We start from the raw sequence: 18,308 nt of genomic DNA on the forward strand, positions 1-18,308 counted from the left end.
TCTATCGCGAAGCCCAGGGTCTGAGGCTCACGGCCATTTCGGAGGCCCGCGCCAGTGCTTGTATGTCGAAATACTCCCGGATCTTCGTCACTTTGCCATCTCGAACGGTAATGGCGAAGACCCAATCGTCCTTGTAAGGTTTGTTCGTCGCGTCGATTTTTCCCGTAGCGACGCCTACCACCACTACCCGATACCCCTGCGCCACGAGTTCGGGGCTTCGGGTATGTTATTTCCACCTCTTCGACCGCCCTTTTAAGCACTGCTGCCAATTCCCCACGCCCGCGGTGGGTGTCTGCCAACGGCCAGTCCCCGCCCGGAATGATCCACTTAATATCGTCTGCAACCAAGACCAGCAGATCGTGCCCGATCTAGTCGGACACGTTGGGGTTCCACGAGGCGGGATCATATCGATATTTGCGTCCCGCCCATCAGTCGAACTTGACCAAGTCCTTGAAGATCAGCTGCCCCCAGCTTTTTCCGCGCGCCTGGACCAGCAGCCCACCTTCCGAAAGCCCGCCAAGTTTGATCGGCGCGAAACCGAGATTTTCCGCGAGCGCACCAATCTCGTCTGCGGCAGCGTCATCGTCGCTCGCCAGAAACACGACTCTCCTGCCGCCATGCACGGCTGGATCTTGGGCAAGGGAGGCAGCACCCAAATGGTTAAAGCCCTTGACCAGTCTCGCGCCAGTGAAGGCTTGCGCGACGAACTTGGACGAAGGCTGTCCCCCCAGTTCCTCAGGGGGCACGCCGTAGGCATTGGTCACATCGATGATCGTCTTCCCCTTCCATGTGGGAAGCGCTTTCGCGACATCCGGAAGCGACTCGAAACGGACAGCCAAGAAAAGGATATCCGCCTTGACGGCCTCGGCGAGTGTCTTGGGAATGATTGTGGGGCCGATCGCTGCCGCGGCAGAGGCAAAACTCTCCGGGTCGCGCGTGGTTGCGACGGATACTTCAACGCCCTTGCGGGCAAACGCCTTGGCCAGGGCCTGGCCGATATTGCCGAAGCCGATAATTGCGTAGCTCATATCTATTCTCCTTGTATCTATCCCGTCCCACGGCGCTCAGTACGATTAATAGAGCGCCGAAGGTCGTGGCGTGGTGCGTCAGAGCTGTGCCAAGCCGCCGTCGACGGCGACTTCGCTGGCGGTCATGAAGCTGCTGTCCGACGACGCGAGAAAGGCGGCCACGGCCCCGATCTCTGCCGGATCGGCCATGCGCTGGAGCGGAGTCATCGCACCGTAGGCCTTCTGACCCTCCTCGCCCAGCGCCTCCTTCGCGAGTTCGGTCGCCGTCGCCCCGGGCGACAGCACATTTATCCGGATGCCGGTGCCCTTCAGGTCCTCGGCCCAGGTCCGCGCGAGGTTGCGCACCGCCGCCTTGCTTGCGCTGTAGGCAGTGAATCCCGGAGCGCCCGTGGTGCCGGCGCTCGATCCGGTCAGGATGATCGAACCGCCCTTGCCCATCAGCGGCAGCGCCTTCTGGACCGTGAAGATCGTACCCTTCACGTTGGTGTCGAAAGTTTCGTCAATGTGCTTGGCGGTGATCTTACCGAGCGGAAGCGGGCTTCCGGCCCCGGCATTGGCGAAGACGATGTCGAGCGTTCCGCGCTCTGCCTTTACCGCTGCGTAGAGGCGATCAAGGTCAGCCTCATCCGAGACCGAGCCCTTCACCGCGCGGGCATTGGGTCCGAGCTCTGCCACCGCGGCGTCGAGCGCTTCCTGCCGGCGGCCGTAGATGAAGACGAAGGCGCCCTCCTCGATGAAGCGTTTTGCAGCGGCGCGGCCGATACCGGTAGCACCACCGGTGATCACGGCGGTCTTTCCATTCAGTCTAGTCATGTCATGCATCCTTCGTTGGGGTTGCGCGGAATAAAGAAACGTTTAGGGTCAGCGCGCCGACCCGCTTTGTTTGCTCCATTGAGGTAGGAGGCCGCGCTCCACGCTATCAGTGTGGAAAATTGCACAAGCGTGGTGCATAATCACACCGCCTGCATCGCGGGGAATTGTGCTAAAGCACCGCTTCAAGACATCAGCATTGCGATTTGGCCAGGAACACAATGACGATCGACTGGGATGATGTTCGATATTTTCTCGCCGTGGCCCGACATGGTTCCGTCCGTGCGGCCGCGGCCCAGCTTGAAGTCAATCACACGACGGTCCTGAGGCGCATCGCGCAGCTGGAGGCCCAGCTCCATTCGCAGTTGTTCGAAAAGTTGCCCGCAGGCTATCGCCTCACCGAAGCTGGCGAACAGGTCCAGGAACTGGCAGAACAGATGGAGGCTTCGTCTAATTTGCTGGTGAGCCGCGTGTCCGGCCGTGATCAGGCCGTGCGTGGTCCCCTGCGAGTCACAATGGCGCCCACCCTGGCGACCCACCTGTTGATGCCTGACTTTGCCGCCTTTACACGACAGCACCCAGAGATCGAAATGGAGATCCACTCTTCTTTAGAAAATGCCAACCTGACAAATCGCGAAGCCGACGTGGCCTTGAGAGTCGTTTTTGATCGCAACTCTTTGCCGCAAAACCTTCACGGCGTGAAAGGTCCCGACCTTTCCGTGGGTGTCTATATGTCTCAGGACCTTCTTGCGGCTTGGAAAGACGGCAAGTCTGGCAACATCAGATGGATATCGAAAAACATAGAGGGCGTGCCGGAGTGGGCCCAGGGCGATGTCGTCGAAATTACCGGAGCCCCGTTCCGGGTCCCGGAAGATGCAGCCCATCTCGAGGCGATGCGGCTGGGCCTGGGGATATCGGCGCTTCCAAGCTTCGTCGGAGATGCTGAACCGTTGCTCGTCCGAGTTCCCGGCACACGTCTCGGCCCTCATGGAACGCTGTGGGTGCTGACACAGGGCGAAACGCGAAAGACCAAGCGTGTCCGCCTGTTCACGGAGTTCATATCAGAGAGACTGCGTGCCCACGCAGGTGTTCTTGCAGGCGACACGTCTCGCCAGGATCAATCGTCCAAACTCGATAGCCACCGACGAACCGCGATCAGTCTGCAGAATGCGTGAGGTAGAAGATTAATCTGCCGGCTAAATGGTGCATCCCCCGTCGGTCACCAGGTTCGCAGCGGCACCCAGTGACGCGACGTAGAGGCGCGGCGGTACTGTCGGAAATTGTTCGGTGAAGGCCCGAAGCGCATCAAATATCTGAGGAATCGGATAAAGCGCGTCGAGCACGATTCTCAACTCGGCCTCCAGGCCGCTGGCTAGGCCGCGTGCTTGTTCGCGGAACGCTCCCGCTTCTTCAGCAATACGACGCGCTCAGGTCACTAGTGCGCAGGCGGCCGGTTGGTGCTTACCGTGGCTTCCACTTCCACGCTTTCCAACAGCGCCTCTGTTGCCATTTGCAAACATACACTATATCTATTGGACCACTGATCCAAATATAAGGATCACCGATCCTTTTAGGGCGAGATATGCGAGCCGACGCTAGGAAAAATTACGACCATATTCTCGCGGTCGCGCGTGACGTCGTCGCAGAGCAGGGCGTCAACGCATCCATGCGCGATATTGCCCGCCGCGCCGGCGTCGGGCTTGCCACGCTGCTTCGTCATTTCCCGACGCGGGAAGCCTTTTTTGAAGCGTTGGTGTGTACGAAGCTGGACGCACTGACGCAGAAGGCAGACGAGCTCGAAATGTCAGCCCGGCCTGACGAAGCACTCCTGTCTTGGTTTCGCGAATGGATAGCATTCGCCCAAGGCCAGAAGGGTGTTGTCGCAATGATGGCGGCCGCACATACGAACCCGGATTCCGCCCTTTATGCTTCATGCGCTGCGGTGCACTCAGCGGGCGCGCGATTACTGGCCCGTGCTCAGGGAGAAGGCAGGGCGCGCGCCGACATGAATGGGGACGATCTATTTGGCTTGATGTCGGCGCTCGGATGGCTCGTCGACTTACCTTCATTTGCGCCTCGGGCCGACCATCTCACTCACATTGTCGCGAGTGCCATCCTGGCAAATCCGTCGAGCAACGATGTTGAGAAGGCAGTGTATTGAACACCGTCCGCATCTAACGGTCGATGCTCGCCCTCAGCCAAACGGGAACAGGCCGCCCGCTGCGCAACCGTAGAAGATCTACCTTTGTTCCAGCCGTGGAGACTACTCAACGCGTACTGAGGAGAATATGATGACCAAGAAGACCTACCACGGCTCCTGTCATTGCGGTGCCGTCGCATTTGAAGCCGCGATTGATTTCGAAAAAGGAACGACGCGCTGCAACTGCTCAATATGCAGCAAGGCACGATTCTGGTTCGCGATCCTGCAGGCCGATGACTTCAAAATAGAAAAGGGCGAGGATAACCTGTCCGACTACACGTGGATTCCGCCCGGCAAATCGAAGGCAAATCTTCACTATCGGTTCTGCGAGACCTGTGGTGTCCGCACATTTGGACAGGGAGACAAGGAATCACTCGGCAGATTCTACGCAGTGTCTATCGCCGCGTTGGACGATATCGGGCAGGACACCGACCAAATTGCCAAGTCGATAAAACATGTCGATGGCCGCCACGATGACTATGAGCACGAGCCGGCCGACACGCGCCTCCTGTGAATGTTGTTGAGAGCAAAATAACTGCGACTGGAGATTGTGGAGATAGGCAACAGCGCGCTGCGCATCAGCAGCCGCTGCCGGTTGTGCTGCCTCGCCATCCTGAGGCTCAGGATCTGGGGCTCGCGGCCGTCTCGGAGGCCCGTGCCAGTGCCTGCGTATCGATATACTCACGGATTTTCGTCAGCTTGCCATCTCGAACGGTGATGGCATACTGCTGCTGTCGACCCCAACAGAATATCGGTGCATGGCTTTGCTGGAAGGTCGCGCTCCAACCTAGAACCTGGATGGGCCTCGACAAACGCTCGATCCGCAAAGACGGCCGGTAAGGACTGGGCGGAAGGCCTTCTCGAAACGCGAGAAAGTAATCTTATCGGCCCGAACAATCTCAAGCCCATCATTGGACACCCGTAGAGCATCGCCAAGTTCTGTTGCTTAGCTGCGCGAAACCTACCCACAGGCCAGCTGGCAGCGCGGATTTTCGGCGCACCTCCCCCGCGTAAGGCCCAATTCGTCCGGCATATTATTCTGGAGAAAACATTTAAATCGCGGAAAATGCAGCAGAGTCAGCGGCATGCAGTTTATCAGAAAATTGATAGTGTTGCCGGCAGGAACATGAAGCCTTTGAAAGTGTTTGCCTCGGATAACAAGTCCGTCGCGTCGCCGACTTTGGACCAGTTGGCCGGCGCCGTATGTTTGAGTGTCAATCACTTCATTCGTGCGTTCCACCAACAGACCGGGGTGACACCGCATCGTCACGTCGTTCTCCGCAGGCTTGAACGCGGGATCACACTCCTGAAGAAGCCAGGGAAGTCTGTCGCCGAGGTTCGACGGTGTCGGCTTCGCAACGTCGGCGCACTTCGTCGCAACATTCAGGCGGACAATGGGTGTAACGCCAGGCGCATTCCAGACTGCTCTCCCGAGCTAATCGTCGGCCCGGGCCGCCGGACGGTGACCGCGAGTTCAATGCTCCACCCACCACGAGACATCGGATGAACGTCGCTCATACGCACTGCGACGTCCCAATTGCTGCACGGTCGTCGTCCGTGCGCAGCAAGGCGTCGCTTAGCAGTAAATCGGGCTCTTCCTCATATGTGGAACGACCCGGTTAGCAAGGTGTTTATTGCGCAAATCGCCGTCGGATGGTGCAGTCATATGTCCGGCCTATTTGGCGCGGTCTATGCTCGAAGCCATCATTCTTGCCAGTCGCGTCCAATCTTCGGGCGCCTTGAGGCAAAGGCCAATCCACTTATTATGATGAGAACCATACCGGCCAGTACAAAGTTGTAGGTGAAAGTAATGTTGTCACTGAAATCAGCGACCCACGGAATTACAAGGAGCACCATGCCTAACAAGACCTTCACCCAATCGGTCCAGATCTCCGGATCAAAAATTCCGGACATTGAGACGATCGCAAGTGCCAGTCCGGCGATCGATCCGGCAACCTCTATCATCGTGGACGCCGAAGTCTGAGGTAGAAAAATGGGAACGACCCAAGGCGCTGCGACTATATAGATTCCAAGGATAAGACTTAGCCAGTTCTGCCAACGTGGTTCATTCATTGTAGTCTCCATTGCTAGAACTATGCCATCCTAATGCATCGGCTATTGGCGTTATTTGAGCTGAGTCAAATATTCAGTCGTCACGCTTTAATTTATCGAAGATAGACTGGTATCGAACTTTCTCGCTAGCGAACGGCGCTCAATCGTTCTGTCCACATTGTGACAAGGGTGTCATGCGGATGTGCCGTCACGACGCGCTCGCCTAACAGCCGGACACCAGCGCGCAGACGAAAGGGACACAATCGGCGACCCCTGCGTCTATATCTCCATCGGCGGCGGAGCCGGCTGTGGGAGTGGCTCGGGGATCTCCGTCATCGTCGCCTCGGTCAGCAGCAATATGCTGGCAACAGAGACTGCATTCTCAAGTGCGACGCGTATAACTTTGGTTGGATCGATAATGCCTTCCTGCAGGAGGTCGACGTAGCGATTGCGGGCGGCATCGAAGCCCACGACTCCCTCGCTTTCGAGCATCCTGGCAACAACGACTCCGCCGTCCACGGCCGAGTTTTCGGCGATCTGCCGCGCCGGAACTTCGAGCGAACGCTTCAGGATCTGAACGCCTGTTCGCTCATCCCCTTCGCAGGCCTCCTCTTCCTGGCTTATAGCTTTTATGCATCGCAGCAGCGCGAGCCCGCCACCGGGAACGATGCCTTCCTCGACCGCGGCCTTGGTGGCATTGATCGCATCGTCGAAGGCATCTTTCTTGGCTTTCACCTCCGCTTCCGATGGAGCGCCGACACGAATGACGGCCACGCCGCCCGAAAGCTTGGCAAGCCGTTCCTGCAGTTTTTCCTTGTCGTAGTCGCTGGTCGTCGTTTCAATCTCGTTGCGGATCTGGTCGCTGCGTCCCTTGATGGCCTGTTGCGTGCCGCCGCCGCCGATAATCGTCGTGGTGTCCTTGTCGACGACGATGCGCGTTGCCGTGCCGAGTTGCTCGAGGGTGACCTTGTCGAGCTTGAAGCCGAGATCTTCGGAGATAAGTTGAGCCCCGGTCAGGATCGCCAGATCCTGAAGCATTGCCTTGCGGCGATCGCCGAAGCCGGGAGCCTTGACTGCACAGTTGCGGAAGGTTCCGCGGATCTGATTGACAATGAGGGTAGCAAGCGCCTCTCCCTCAACATCCTCGGCTATGACGAGAAGCGGCCTGCCAGATTTGGCGATTTCCTCAAGCAAACCGACCAGGTCGCCGAGTGCCGAGATCTTCCGGTCGAAAATAAGGATACGGGCATCTTCCAGGATGGTCTCCATCTTTTCAGAATCCGTCGCGAAATAAGGTGAGATGTAGCCGCGATCGAACTGCATACCATCCACCAGGTCGAGGCGGGTTTCCATTGTCTTGGCTTCCTCGACGGTGATTACACCTTCCTTGCCGACCTTGGACATGGCCTCGGCGACGAGCTTGCCGATGGCTTCATCGTTGTGAGCCGAGATGGCCGCGACCTGCTGCATCTCCTTATCTGTCGTGACCGGCTTGGAGATATCGTGCAGCGCCTTGACGGTCCTGCTGACCGCGCGGTCAAGGCCGCGCTTGAGATCGATGGCGCTGGCGCCAGCCACCACATTTCGATGGCCGTCCGCCAGGATTGCATGGGCGAGTATAGTCGACGTACTCGTTCCATCTCCGACCATTTCCCCGGTTTTCTCGGCAGCGGCGCGCAGCATGCGCGCCCCGAGATTTTCCTCTGGCTCTTTCAGATCGAACTCTTTTGCGATTGTCACTCCATCGTTGCAGACGATTGGAGCGCCCCATTTCCTTTCGATCAGGACCGACTTGGAACGTGGACCGAGCGTGATGCGAACCGCATCCGCCAATCTGGTTGCACCTAGAAGAACCTTGCCCCTGGCTTCCGCATGGAAGAAAACTTGTTTGTGTGCCATTTCCCGTCTCCCGAAGTGGCCATGAGATCGCCTGACGGCTCATCAGTATTCGGTAACACACATTCGCCGGAATGAATTTGACCGACGTCAACGAGCACATGGGCAGGAAACGGGTAGGGCAGAGAAGATTGATCTTCCGCAATGCAGTCCAGTGCTTACGACTTTAGGCCTTTGGTTTATCGAAGATCGAGAAGGCCACAGTGAAGGCATTGTTCATGACTACAATTCTTTCTTCGGCAATGAGGAATTGCGCGGTATCGGGGCGATATGTTCATGTACCGGACCATCCGTTCCGGACAGGCCGCTATCGCGAACGCATGAAGCCGGTTGGAAAGTTCGACCCGTGGTGTGCAGACGCCAAACTCGGGTTTCGGGATTTCTCTCCGTCGCCGATGATCGACGGCGCCTAGGTCAGTTAGCCACGATATCAGCCGCCGGACTTTGGCTCTGCCTAACTCCCAGGCGTCATTGAGCTTCCGAATGCCGAGAAAACTTGGCGGCTCAATATAGGCCGAATACCGCAAGCTGTGCCTTGACCAATCCCAAAATCATTGACGGATAATACAGGGCGATGCTGATTATTCCCGCTGCCATGGCACCGAGGGTGACGAGGAGCAGGCGTAATGAATAGAGCCTTGTGCCGGCAAGTGTTGCCAGGGTGATTTTTGTTAGAAGATTGGCTGCGGCGGCAAGAGCAATCCCGTATGCAGCTGAAATGTCGCCGATTTGCGCCGGAACCAGCCTCGCCACAGTTAATGTGATTGCATCAAGATCGCCAAGGCCGGAGACGAAGGCTACCGCGAGGAAGGACCTCGAACCCAGTGTTGCGAGCGCGGCATGCGTTGCTAAGCTGATGATCATCAGAATGCCGGCGAATCGAAGGACAACCCATATTTCCAGCGGGTTAGCCGGAATGAAGTCGGGCAGTCCGACGTTATTGCGCCAGGCGCTGCCGAGACTGCCCGCCGCAAGGACCGCTGCTGCAGGTAAAAGGACGGTAACTAGTATCTGTGCGGTCTGTGGCGCAATTACAGCGCAAAGCAGTAGTGTGCGTGTCAGGGATACCGCACCTGCCGCCATGGCTCCTGAGGACAGAGTAGTCGACAGCTGCGGCGCTCGGCATGACTGCCGAGCAAAGGAGAGCGTAACTGCAGTAGAGGAAACAGCGCCTCCCGCGATGCCGGTCACAATGATACCAGCCCCGGAACTCATGAGCTTTATCAGGACGTAACCGACAAACGAGATGAGCGCGACCGATATCGTCATGACCCATAACTCGAAGGGATTGATCGCTCCCCAGGGATCGAGGGCTCTGTCGGGCAGAATGGGAAGGACGATAACGGTCATGGAGAGCAGGATCAGGGCGGCGCGAAGCTCGAGCCACGTCAGCCTTCGCAAGAATCCATGCAATGGCTCACGGGCGGCCAGTAAGACAGTAATGGCAACGGCCGCGGCCGCCGTTGCCGTCATGTCGGCGACAACCGCTCCCAGTCCAAGTGCGAATACGGCGAGCGCGGCAATGACACCTGTGGCACTATAGTCGCCTTCCTCCGCTGCCTGCATGTAGCTGAAGATGATCATCGCAACGCTGAAGGCGAGAAAGATCGCTATCGGCAAGAGGGAGCCAACAGCCGGATAGAGGAAGCCACAGAAGCCGCCCAGGAAGCCGGCGAGTCCGTAGGTCCTGATCCCGGCCGTTCGTTTGCCCGCGGGGGTCTCACGCTCTTGCCAACCGCGTTCGATGCCAACGAGAATGCCTATGGCGAGAGCCAAACTTAGGCGTTGGAATGCTTCTATTGTAGTCATTGTAGCAATCATGGTCGCTGACCTCATTTGGCATGGCCCGCTGTTAGCTTCCGTGCCGTTTCGTGGGGTAAGCCGGGGCCTGGAAAGAAAGCGGATCAGCGTTCCGGCCGCATCCGATGCATGCCAGAGTTTCGGATCGTCATTTTACGATGAGAAAACGCCGATGGCCGTCCCGAAATATTCCAAGCAGCAGGAGAGTTTTCTGTTTCTGGGCCAGGTCGGCAACCATCTGTGGTGTCGGGCTGAGCTGTTGATTGACACTGACGATTACATCGCCGGTTGTCAGTCCGGCTGCCGCCGCTTTGCTACCATCAATCAAGGCCGACACCAGCGCTCCCTCGACCTTGCCGTAAGCATCGGAATCGGATCCGAGCTTGTCGAGCGTGACACTCTCCAGCAATCCCTTTCCTTCGACTTCGGCCGGAACAGGCAACTGGTCTTCCGGAAGCGTCGCGCTGAGCGTTGCATCTAGGTCGACCCTACCGGCTGGACGAAGCAGTGACAGCCTCACAGATGTTTTCGGGACGTAAGACGATATCCTCGCATGCAGTTCGCTGGCATCTTTAATCGGGGAATCGTTAACGGCAATGATGACGTCGCCGGGTTTTATTCCCGCCGCTGCACCCGCCGATCCCGAAATGACATCGTTGACCAATGCGCCAATGGATACATTGATCCCCAGAGCTTTCTCGAAGTCTGTATTGTTGTCCTGCACTAGAACGCCGAGGTGGCCGCGGCGAATTTCACCATGGTCAATCAGTTGTTGCATGGTCCCTCTCACCGTGTTGATCGGGATGGCAAAACCGATGCCGATATTGCTGCCTGAGGGGCCGATGATGGCGCTGTTGATGCCGACAAGCTCTCCGTCGAGGTTGACAAGGGCGCCGCCGGAGTTGCCGGGATTGAGCGAAGCATCGGTTTGAATGATGTCCTGATCGCCTTCAACTCCAAGCTCGGCTCGGCCGAGCGCGCTGACGATTCCGAATGTGGCGGTCTGGCCGAGGCCGAAGGGGCTGCCGATGGCGGCGACGTAGTCGCCGACCCGCAGCTTACTGGAATCGCCGAAATGCACGGCGATCAGCCCCGGCGCGCTGATCTTTATGACGGCGATATCGGTCTCGGGATCGGTGCCCACCACCCTGCTGTCATATGTGGAGCCATCGGCAATCGTAACCTTGATATCGGCAGCGTTTTCAATCACGTGGTTGTTCGTCAGAATATATCCGTTGCCCGCGTCGACGATCACGCCAGCTCCCACGGTCTGGGAAATGTGCATCACCGCCGCTGCCTCCCGGGAGGCGCTCTTCGAGCGCTCTTCTTGAGGCACAATCAGCAAGCCTTCATCCCTCGACGTTTCTTTCGAGCGGACGGTTATGCTGACAACACTCGGCATGACCGTCTGCAGCATCGGTGCCAAGGAGGGCTGCAAGGGTGCAGCGCCGGCTTGATGAAAACCGACGAACAACGAAGCAGCTAGAATAGCTATGGTGAGGCCGCGGCTTCGGAAGTTCTGATGAAGACCGCCGATGGAGACGCATACCGTCCACGCTTGTGTTGCCGAAAACCCGGACATCCTTGCCGCCCCTCTTCCTGTAAAAATTGTAAAGTGACGTGAAGGAATGCGGCGTGCATTGATCAGGCGCAAATATCCTTCATTGCAAGCGAACGGGATAGTCGCCGCCTTTGATCTTCATCAATGCGTTTTGTGTGTTCCGATGCGCTACTCTTGGTATGGCTATGGTCCAATAAGCGTTGCCGCTAGATCACCAGGAGGAAGTGATATGTCGAGGAAGGTTTTGATCGCTACAGATGGTTCACCTCACGCGCAGAAGGCGGTTAAAATCGGATCGGAGCTCGCCAAGGGGCGGTATGCAGAAGTTCATTTGGTGCATGTCATGCTTTCTGGTGAGTTGGATGACGATCTCCAGCGCATGATCACAGTCGAACATCTCGATGGCCTGAGGATAGTTGATGACCCCACGATCCCACCCGTCGCTGCGCCCGGCTTTCCAATCGCTTTTCCAATCACAGATCCTGGTGCCTCGTATCGGGCCATAGAGGCGATTGGGACAGATATTCTCAAACGTGCCAAGTATGCGGTCAATGCGCATGGTGTCGATCGCGTCTCAACCCATCTTTTGGATGGGAACCCGGTCGAGGAAATCATGAAAGTGATCGAACGAGAACATCCCGACCTTGTCGTCTGTGGTGCAAGGGGCCTTTCCAGCCTGTCGCAACTCGTTCTCGGCAGCGTGTCCACCAAAATCGCCCAGCGTTGCTCTGCGACTTGCATCACCGTGCATTGATGCCGTGGTTATGGCACTAAACGACCTGCATGGTCCGGGTGACGGCGTATGCCAGGCTCTGGGAGACGTTTAGGGGAAAACAAGTTCAATGTTTGCCGAGCAGCTCATGCTCGTAAAGCTGGTCCATGCTGAGGGACGCGACCTGCGTAAACGAGGTCTGGTTGCGGACATGCCCGTCGCTAAGGATGACGATGTCGTCGCAGAACGAGATCGTGCTGCGATGATGGCTGATCACGATCGTCGTCCGGCGACCGGCACGCAATTTTAGCGTCTCGACGATGGCAGCTTCCGACAAACCATCCATGGCGTTGGTGGCCTCGTCCAGAATGAGGATATCAGGATCGCGCACAAGTGCCCTTGCCAGCGCGATCCGCTGCCGCTGTCCGGCCGACAGGCTGGCGCCCCGATAGCCGACGAGGGTTTTGTATCCATGGGGCAGCGTTTCGATGAACTCATGCGCCTCCGCAAGCCTGGCGGCATGCTCGGCCTCCGCGGGTGAGGCATGCAGTCCATAGGTGATATTTTCGAGGATGGTGCCATCAACCAGTTCAAGGTCCTGGCTGGCGAGTGCGAGCCGGCTTCGCCATTGCGCGGGATCGATACGGCTGAGTGGAAATCCGTCGATCAGAATCTCGCCCTCGTCGGGTTCGACAAAGCGGCAAAGAAGGTTGACGATCGTCGTCTTTCCCGCACCGGAGCGGCCAATGAGCGCGGTGGAGCGACCGTGGCAGATCTGGAAGCTGGCGGAGTGCAGCACCACCGGGCGCGCGGCAGAGCCCGGATATTTGAAGGTCACACGGTCGAATCTTATCTCCCGGTTCAGCCCCTCAGCCGGCGCGTCTCCCGTCGGCGGACGCGGCTTGTCGGAGGAATCCAGCAGCCAGCGGACTTCCTCCAGCGATCCACTCCAGCCTTGCACCTGGCTCCATGCCTGCTGCAAGGCGCGCACATGCGGCTGCAGTCGGTAGAGCAGGACCACGAAGGCCACAATGATCGGAAAGCTGACGCCCCAGGCCCAGGCGCTGACGACGACCGCGAGGAAAAGTGCGGAATGCAGTACCTCGGTCAGTGGAGGCAGCGCGCCCTGGCGGGTCTGCAGAATGAAGCCCGCCTTTCTGACGGCGTTCGATGCGCCGTCGAACACAGCTTTTTCGCGCGCCTCCTGGCCGAAGATGCGGATCAGCCGTCCGGCATGGACGAGGTGCAGCATTGTGCTGGCGAGTTCGTTGTTGAAGGAGGTGACGTTGCGGCTAGGCATCTTCAAGCTGGCGGAGAGGCCGGCATGCGCGACCTGGACAAGGATGAGGCCGACCGCGACGCAGAGTGTCATTTGCCACGACAACAGCAGCAGGAAGGTAAGCAGGATGATGCTCGCAGATGCGTTCACGATCGCAGCAAGCACCGTCTGTATAGCGTCCGATGCCCGCCAGGATTCATTGGAAATGATGTTCAGCAGCCGACCCGGACTTTCCTGCAGGAAGAAGGGATATCCGATCTTCAGGAGCTGGTCGGCGAGCGCGCTGCGGATCGCATGGCCCGCCTTGCCGTAAACAAAGTTAGTAAGCGCGGTATTTGCAAAGGCGATAATGTTTTTCAAGGTGATCAGCGCCAGGATGCAGGCGGCAATCGCCATCATCCGCTGCCGATCGTCCATGCTTGATCCAATCTGCTGGAAGAGAGCGGAAAGTCCACCCAGTCCCGTCGGGTCCTTTTGACCGCCGATGATGCTGAGCATCGGAATGATGAGGCCGATACCGGTGCCCTCAAGCACGGCGCTCATCAGGCCGAACATGACGACGACGGGTAGAAGGCGCATCTGTCGGCCGAGTGCTTGTCGCAGGAGTTGCAGACCCGGCAGGAGGAGTTTCAGCATAAAATCTCACCTCAACGAGCGGGTTGCCTGTTTGATTTGGTCCGGTTCCGGCGACCGGGGCAGCTTCATCACGGCATGTCGCGCGAATTCGACCGCTCCGAGCAAATTCATGTACACAATCGGCCAGTGGGACAAGGAAACTTCCGGATCGAAGCGCGATCCGCCCCACAATTCCCACCAGGCCGAGCGACAAGTCCAGCAGAAATGGCGCAGCAGCCACGGCGCCGTGAACAGGTGCTTCAGGCAAAGGCCGCCGTTTCCGAGGCTATAGCTGCGATGAAGCCCTTCGATCGCTTCGCGTGTACTACGCCCATGATTATGCAGGACCGTCATATCGGGCACATATTCGATCGGGATGCCAAGCTGAAAGGCGCGGACAAGGTAGTCGGTATCTTCCGCCGATTGCAGGGCGCTGCCGGCACCGAAGCGCTCGTCGAAGCGGCCAACCTGCATGGCGACTTCCCGGTGCATCGTCATGTTGCAGCCCAGGACGAAGCCGCCTGGATGGACATCGGGCGTAAAACGGGCTCGGTGCGGCGATCGCTTGATCGTAAATGGCAGATCGAGTGCGTTGCCCAGTTCGACGCGGCCACCTCGGACGACACAGCGCTCTCCGTTCGCGTAATGTCGCTCCAGGTCCCGCAAGTAGTGCAGGTCTATTTCGCAATCGTCATCGATGAAGATCAGAATGTGCCCGCGAGACCGCTCGATACCCGCGTTGCGGGCCGCGGCCAAGCCGCGGCGGTGTTCCACCAGCGGCGTAATCGTCATGCTCGACGTCGCAGCGATGCGGGCCAACCGCTCGGCGGTGTCGTCGGTCGAGCCATTGTCGACCACCACCAACTCACTTGTCATGGAGGCATGCGCGCGACAGGCCGCTTCGATCGCCCGGATGCAAGTCTGAAGCGCTTCGGCACGATTGTATGTGCAGACGATGAAGCTGGCCGTGGGATCTCGACCGGTGGACGGGTGAGGAGGCTTTGCGGACGGCTGCGCGCGCTCCCGCGTGATTTCTGAACGCTCTCCCGCCATGTCAGGTAAGCCCCTGCAGCGGCAGCACGCTCCTCGCCGGCACCGATTGTCGGTATCTTGCCAGGGCGTCGAGACGCAGGCTTGCGTCGCTCCAGAGGCGGCTGCACCAGGGCGCATGGGTGGCGGCGCGAAGCCCGTATCGCTCGCGACGCCGTATCCTGTGCCATTTGTCCGTCTGCGTAAGGAACTGATGCGTCAACCCGGGCTGCTTCTCGTCGGCGATGAGCTGGTAAAGAAAATAGAAGAAGCACATCAATCCTTCCTCATGGCTCGCGGACGACCGCATGCCGCGCGCGGTGATCCTCCCTTCGATGGAGAGGAGACAGTCGGCGACACGCCGAACCGTGTCCGGCGTCACTGTCGTGCCGATAGCAAGAAACGCATCGGGATCGTCGATCAGGGATTCCCGTTGGAGATTCTCGGCGGCGATCTTCAGATGTGTCCGGCGCATCGGCCGCCTGTGCTTGTTGGTGACGCTCTCGTCGTGAACGCGGTAGGCGACGAGGCTCTCATCAATCATGGCCGCAGGGAATTCGCGGGTAATACGTCGAAACAGATCGAAGTCTTCCGCATGCACATAAGTCGCATCGTAAGTCAGCATGTCCGCTGGAATGACGTTGCGATTGTACATCACGGTCGAATGCATGAAGACGGTGTAGAACATCGACAATACATGCCAGTCCGCCGATCGATGGATCGGATTGGGCGTGCCGCGCACGACACGATCGCCGATGAGCCGGTCGACGCTCGTGCCGCTGATTCCGAGCCGAGGCTGTTCCTGGAACAGAGCAATTTGGCGCGAAAAGCGGGTTGGATAGGCGATATCGTCGGCATCCATCCTGGCGATCAGCTCGCCTTTGGCCAGGGTCATGCCTTCGTTGAGGGTCGCAATAAGCCCGCGGTTCTCGCGCGAGACGACGCGGAGCCGGCCATCGGCCTCCTGATAGCGTCGCAGGATGTACAGCGATCGATCGGTGGAACCATCATCGATGGCAATGACCTCGAGACGCTCGTAATCCTGCCGCAGGACGCTTTCCAGGGCGGCGGCGAGATAGGGTTCGCCGTTGTAGACGGGCAGTAGGACAGAAACCAGTGGAACGGACATTCTTTAGCTCGCGCACCTATTGGAGATCGGAAGTTTGGACGGCGTCGCCGCGATAAAGCGCCGTTTCGAACGTCTTCGCGCCGTGCCGTTGTTCCCGCGGCTCGCCGGCTGTGGCGGTCGACGGAGCAAGCGACGGATGGCTGCGCGCGACATAGGGGAAATAGCGCTTGAGGTTGTTCAGCGGCTTTTCGAAAACGAACCATGAGATCGAGGCCAGCGCCAATGTGGCAACGCTTCCGACGATCAAGCGGCCGAAACCCTGCTCGGAGACACTGACCGGAATCCAGGATTGGGCCTTGACGATCAGCGAAAGGACGATCGGATGGAACAGGTAGATGCCGTAGCTTATCCGCCCGACGGCGGTGATTGGCGAGAGTTCGAGCAGCCGGCCAAAGGGAGATCGAAAGCCCGAAGAGCTGCAGCCGACCAGCATAACGAGCGGAACGAGCGGAAAGACCTCCGAGCCGATCCAGATCACCCAATCGAGGATCGGTGTTATCGGATCGGGTCTCAGCCACAGCGCCACGGTGGCTGCGGCCGCCAGGGGTATCCAGCTCATCCGCATCCATTGCGGCCAGGCCTGTGTTCTCTGGCGGTAGGCCGCAAGCAAGGCACCTCCCGCCAGCGCGTCCATCGAGGCCGAAGGGAGCAAGTCCCGCATCAGGGAGGGTGTCCCCGTCAGCGGCCAACAGAGGCGATAGGCAAGCGAACAGGCAATGACGGTGATACAGATCTGTTCAATAAACCGGCGCGGCGCCAGTAAGATCACCAGAGGCCAGACGATATAGAACTGTTCCTCGATGCTGAGGCTCCAGGTATGGCACAAAACCCAGGGCGTCCATTCGTTGTGCATGGCATACCAGTAGTTTGCCAAATAGAGCACGTGCCATTTCAGACTGCCGCGAGCACCTTCGAGATTGACGAACCACACCAGCGCCAGAACAGCGAAATAGGGAGGAAATATGCGCAGCGCGCGGCGGATGTAGAATGCTTTCAGCGCCGTCATAGGCTGGTAGCGGGCATCGGCTCGTGCTTCCAGCAGCAGGCGCGTGATCAGGAAACCGCTAAGCACAAAGAAGAGCCGGACGCCGAGATGACCCCAGATGGAGCCGTCTGCCGCAAAGAAATGTGCATATAGCACAGTGGCAACGGCAAGAGTTCTCAGGCCGTCCAATTGGCGGTCGCGTGCACTCGACATAGACACCCCCGGCTTTCAGCCTTTATCGGACCCTCTCCTCGACAGCGCTGACTCCCCGGTACTCTGCCGCTTGTGTGTACGGTTCTTTTTCCGCTGCGCATGGATCGATGAACTGCCAAGCAATCCGGCCAAACCTGGGCTGTTCTGAGCTGATAGGGCAGTGGTCGATCCTATGTTTGAAATAACGGCCAAGTTTTCTAAATTACGGAAATGTCCCTTCTCCTAGGGCCAAGACTTTGTCATTCACTATGCAGACCGGTCCGCCAGTGGCGGGGGCGGATCAGGGTGCCGCACTGTAATGTTGGGCGTGCCTTACTTCGGTCAACCCCGTGCCTGCATAATACAATTACTGAGGGATTTCAGAGGTATCAAACATTCCTGAGACTGTAGCCGCCGGCATATTTCTCGGCCCGTTCCGCCTTTTTTCCATTTCTGGTGGACTACGTTCGATCTATTCGTTTTAAGAGTTGTCTTTCCGATTGCTTATGGATTGATAACGTGACATCGCGTTCGGGACTGCCGTGAGCTGCCTTACCAGCCATAGCTGAAGGTAGCACCACTGCCGTTATCCCCATCCTGCACCACGTCAGTTTCAGTATTCCGTCCATACTGGAAGATGCCATAAGCATTGTTGTTGCCGTTTTGCCGCAAGGTTGCGGAATGACCATTGCCCCGCTGCTGGATGAAGCCGAGATTGCCTCGGCCGGCCTGGGCGATGCCGGCCGCGTTACCCCGGCCCAGCTGCCGGATGTCGGCGTCTTTCAGACCGCGGTAGAGCGAATAGACGCGCAGTCCGGTTGAGAAAAGACCCGCATCCTCGGCATTGTCCGGTGCGAGGTTGAACGAGATCCGGCCGCCGGCGTGGGCTGGCATAGACAAGGCTGCTTGCCCCAGGCTCCCGGCCAGAAGAGTGATGGTAAGGGTCCTAAACACGTTGCGGGTCATCCTGATCTCCATTTGCCGGCTGCCTTGGCCGATGATCAACTTTCGCATCTTTAA

The 18,308-nt window shown here is 58.3% G+C and carries 17 protein-coding genes and 2 pseudogenes; 5 read left to right on the forward strand and 14 right to left on the reverse strand.

Going from position 1 to position 18,308, the window contains the following annotated elements; translation table 11 throughout:
• Position 1: 1 nt before the first annotated feature.
• The 3 genes and pseudogenes from GA0061101_RS33705 to GA0061101_RS33715 form a co-directional block, all read right to left on the reverse strand.
• Positions 2 to 356: pseudogene (locus GA0061101_RS33705) on the reverse strand (nuclear transport factor 2 family protein); the annotation flags it as partial.
• Positions 357 to 428: 72 nt separating this feature from the next.
• On the reverse strand, positions 429 to 1,034 hold the full coding sequence (locus tag GA0061101_RS33710; protein ID WP_280951448.1) for an NADPH-dependent F420 reductase: 606 nt from the start codon (positions 1,032 to 1,034) through the stop codon (positions 429 to 431).
• Positions 1,035 to 1,106: 72 nt separating this feature from the next.
• On the reverse strand, positions 1,107 to 1,841 hold the full coding sequence (locus tag GA0061101_RS33715; RefSeq protein WP_037200552.1) for an SDR family NAD(P)-dependent oxidoreductase: 735 nt from the start codon (positions 1,839 to 1,841) through the stop codon (positions 1,107 to 1,109).
• A 218-nt stretch (positions 1,842 to 2,059) separates the two neighbouring features.
• Between GA0061101_RS33715 and GA0061101_RS33720 the strand changes: the two genes are divergently transcribed.
• Positions 2,060 to 3,013, forward strand: a complete 954-nt coding sequence (locus GA0061101_RS33720) for a LysR family transcriptional regulator (protein ID WP_047640284.1) — start codon at positions 2,060 to 2,062, stop codon at positions 3,011 to 3,013.
• 21 nt (positions 3,014 to 3,034) lie between these two features.
• Here the strand turns inward: GA0061101_RS33720 and GA0061101_RS39660 are convergent, their stop codons facing one another.
• Positions 3,035 to 3,190 carry a hypothetical protein gene (locus GA0061101_RS39660; RefSeq protein ID WP_156151556.1) on the reverse strand — a complete coding sequence of 52 codons (156 nt, stop codon included), beginning with the start codon at positions 3,188 to 3,190 and terminating at the stop codon, positions 3,035 to 3,037.
• Between the two features lie 230 nt (positions 3,191 to 3,420).
• Here GA0061101_RS39660 and GA0061101_RS33725 point away from each other — a divergent pair, with 230 nt between their 5' ends.
• On the forward strand, positions 3,421 to 3,999 hold the full coding sequence (locus GA0061101_RS33725; protein WP_037200555.1) for a TetR/AcrR family transcriptional regulator: 579 nt from the start codon (positions 3,421 to 3,423) through the stop codon (positions 3,997 to 3,999).
• 130 nt (positions 4,000 to 4,129) lie between these two features.
• Positions 4,130 to 4,552, forward strand: coding sequence for a GFA family protein (locus tag GA0061101_RS33730; protein WP_047640304.1), 423 nt, complete (start codon positions 4,130 to 4,132; stop codon positions 4,550 to 4,552).
• A 106-nt stretch (positions 4,553 to 4,658) separates the two neighbouring features.
• Here GA0061101_RS33730 and GA0061101_RS40545 read toward each other — a convergent pair.
• A pseudogene (locus GA0061101_RS40545) lies at positions 4,659 to 4,763 on the reverse strand (nuclear transport factor 2 family protein); the annotation flags it as partial.
• A gap of 401 nt (positions 4,764 to 5,164) precedes the next feature.
• Here GA0061101_RS40545 and GA0061101_RS41195 point away from each other — a divergent pair.
• Positions 5,165 to 5,545 carry a helix-turn-helix domain-containing protein gene (locus GA0061101_RS41195; RefSeq protein WP_162732698.1) on the forward strand — a complete coding sequence of 127 codons (381 nt, stop codon included), beginning with the start codon at positions 5,165 to 5,167 and terminating at the stop codon, positions 5,543 to 5,545.
• Between the two features lie 197 nt (positions 5,546 to 5,742).
• Here GA0061101_RS41195 and GA0061101_RS33745 read toward each other — a convergent pair whose 3' ends face one another.
• The 4 genes from GA0061101_RS33745 to GA0061101_RS33760 all read right to left on the reverse strand — a co-directional run bounded on the left by GA0061101_RS33745 (position 5,743) and on the right by GA0061101_RS33760 (position 11,440).
• Positions 5,743 to 6,111, reverse strand: coding sequence for an SPW repeat domain-containing protein (locus GA0061101_RS33745; protein WP_037200560.1), 369 nt, complete (start codon positions 6,109 to 6,111; stop codon positions 5,743 to 5,745).
• A 258-nt stretch (positions 6,112 to 6,369) separates the two neighbouring features.
• Entirely contained in the window at positions 6,370 to 7,989 is a 1,620-nt protein-coding gene (gene groL / locus GA0061101_RS33750; protein WP_037200561.1) for a chaperonin GroEL, read from the reverse strand.
• Between the two features lie 501 nt (positions 7,990 to 8,490).
• Entirely contained in the window at positions 8,491 to 9,807 is a 1,317-nt protein-coding gene (locus tag GA0061101_RS33755; RefSeq protein WP_092576750.1) for an MgtC/SapB family protein, read from the reverse strand.
• Positions 9,808 to 9,934: 127 nt separating this feature from the next.
• Entirely contained in the window at positions 9,935 to 11,440 is a 1,506-nt protein-coding gene (locus GA0061101_RS33760; protein ID WP_162693747.1) for a trypsin-like peptidase domain-containing protein, read from the reverse strand.
• 136 nt (positions 11,441 to 11,576) lie between these two features.
• Here GA0061101_RS33760 and GA0061101_RS33765 point away from each other — a divergent pair, with 136 nt between their 5' ends.
• Complete coding sequence (locus tag GA0061101_RS33765) at positions 11,577 to 12,101, forward strand: universal stress protein (protein WP_037200564.1); 525 nt, start codon at positions 11,577 to 11,579, stop codon at positions 12,099 to 12,101.
• 85 nt (positions 12,102 to 12,186) lie between these two features.
• Here the strand turns inward: GA0061101_RS33765 and GA0061101_RS33770 are convergent, their stop codons facing one another.
• The 5 genes from GA0061101_RS33770 to GA0061101_RS33790 form a co-directional block, all read right to left on the reverse strand.
• On the reverse strand, positions 12,187 to 13,974 hold the full coding sequence (locus GA0061101_RS33770; protein ID WP_037200565.1) for an ABC transporter ATP-binding protein: 1,788 nt from the start codon (positions 13,972 to 13,974) through the stop codon (positions 12,187 to 12,189).
• Between the two features lie 6 nt (positions 13,975 to 13,980).
• Positions 13,981 to 15,006, reverse strand: a complete 1,026-nt coding sequence (locus GA0061101_RS33775) for a glycosyltransferase family 2 protein (protein WP_092576734.1) — start codon at positions 15,004 to 15,006, stop codon at positions 13,981 to 13,983.
• A 1-nt stretch (position 15,007) separates the two neighbouring features.
• Positions 15,008 to 16,111, reverse strand: a complete 1,104-nt coding sequence (locus tag GA0061101_RS33780) for a glycosyltransferase family 2 protein (protein ID WP_037200568.1) — start codon at positions 16,109 to 16,111, stop codon at positions 15,008 to 15,010.
• 16 nt (positions 16,112 to 16,127) lie between these two features.
• The gene (locus GA0061101_RS33785) at positions 16,128 to 17,309 is read right to left on the reverse strand and encodes an acyltransferase family protein (RefSeq protein ID WP_037200569.1); all 1,182 of its coding nucleotides are present in this window, start codon (positions 17,307 to 17,309) and stop codon (positions 16,128 to 16,130) included.
• 531 nt (positions 17,310 to 17,840) lie between these two features.
• The gene (locus GA0061101_RS33790) at positions 17,841 to 18,254 is read right to left on the reverse strand and encodes a curlin (RefSeq protein WP_037200594.1); all 414 of its coding nucleotides are present in this window, start codon (positions 18,252 to 18,254) and stop codon (positions 17,841 to 17,843) included.
• Positions 18,255 to 18,308: the final 54 nt, after the last annotated feature.

Origin of the sequence: Martinezella lusitana (genome assembly GCF_900094565.1) — a bacterium.
Taxonomy (GTDB): domain Bacteria; phylum Pseudomonadota; class Alphaproteobacteria; order Rhizobiales; family Rhizobiaceae; genus Rhizobium; species Rhizobium lusitanum.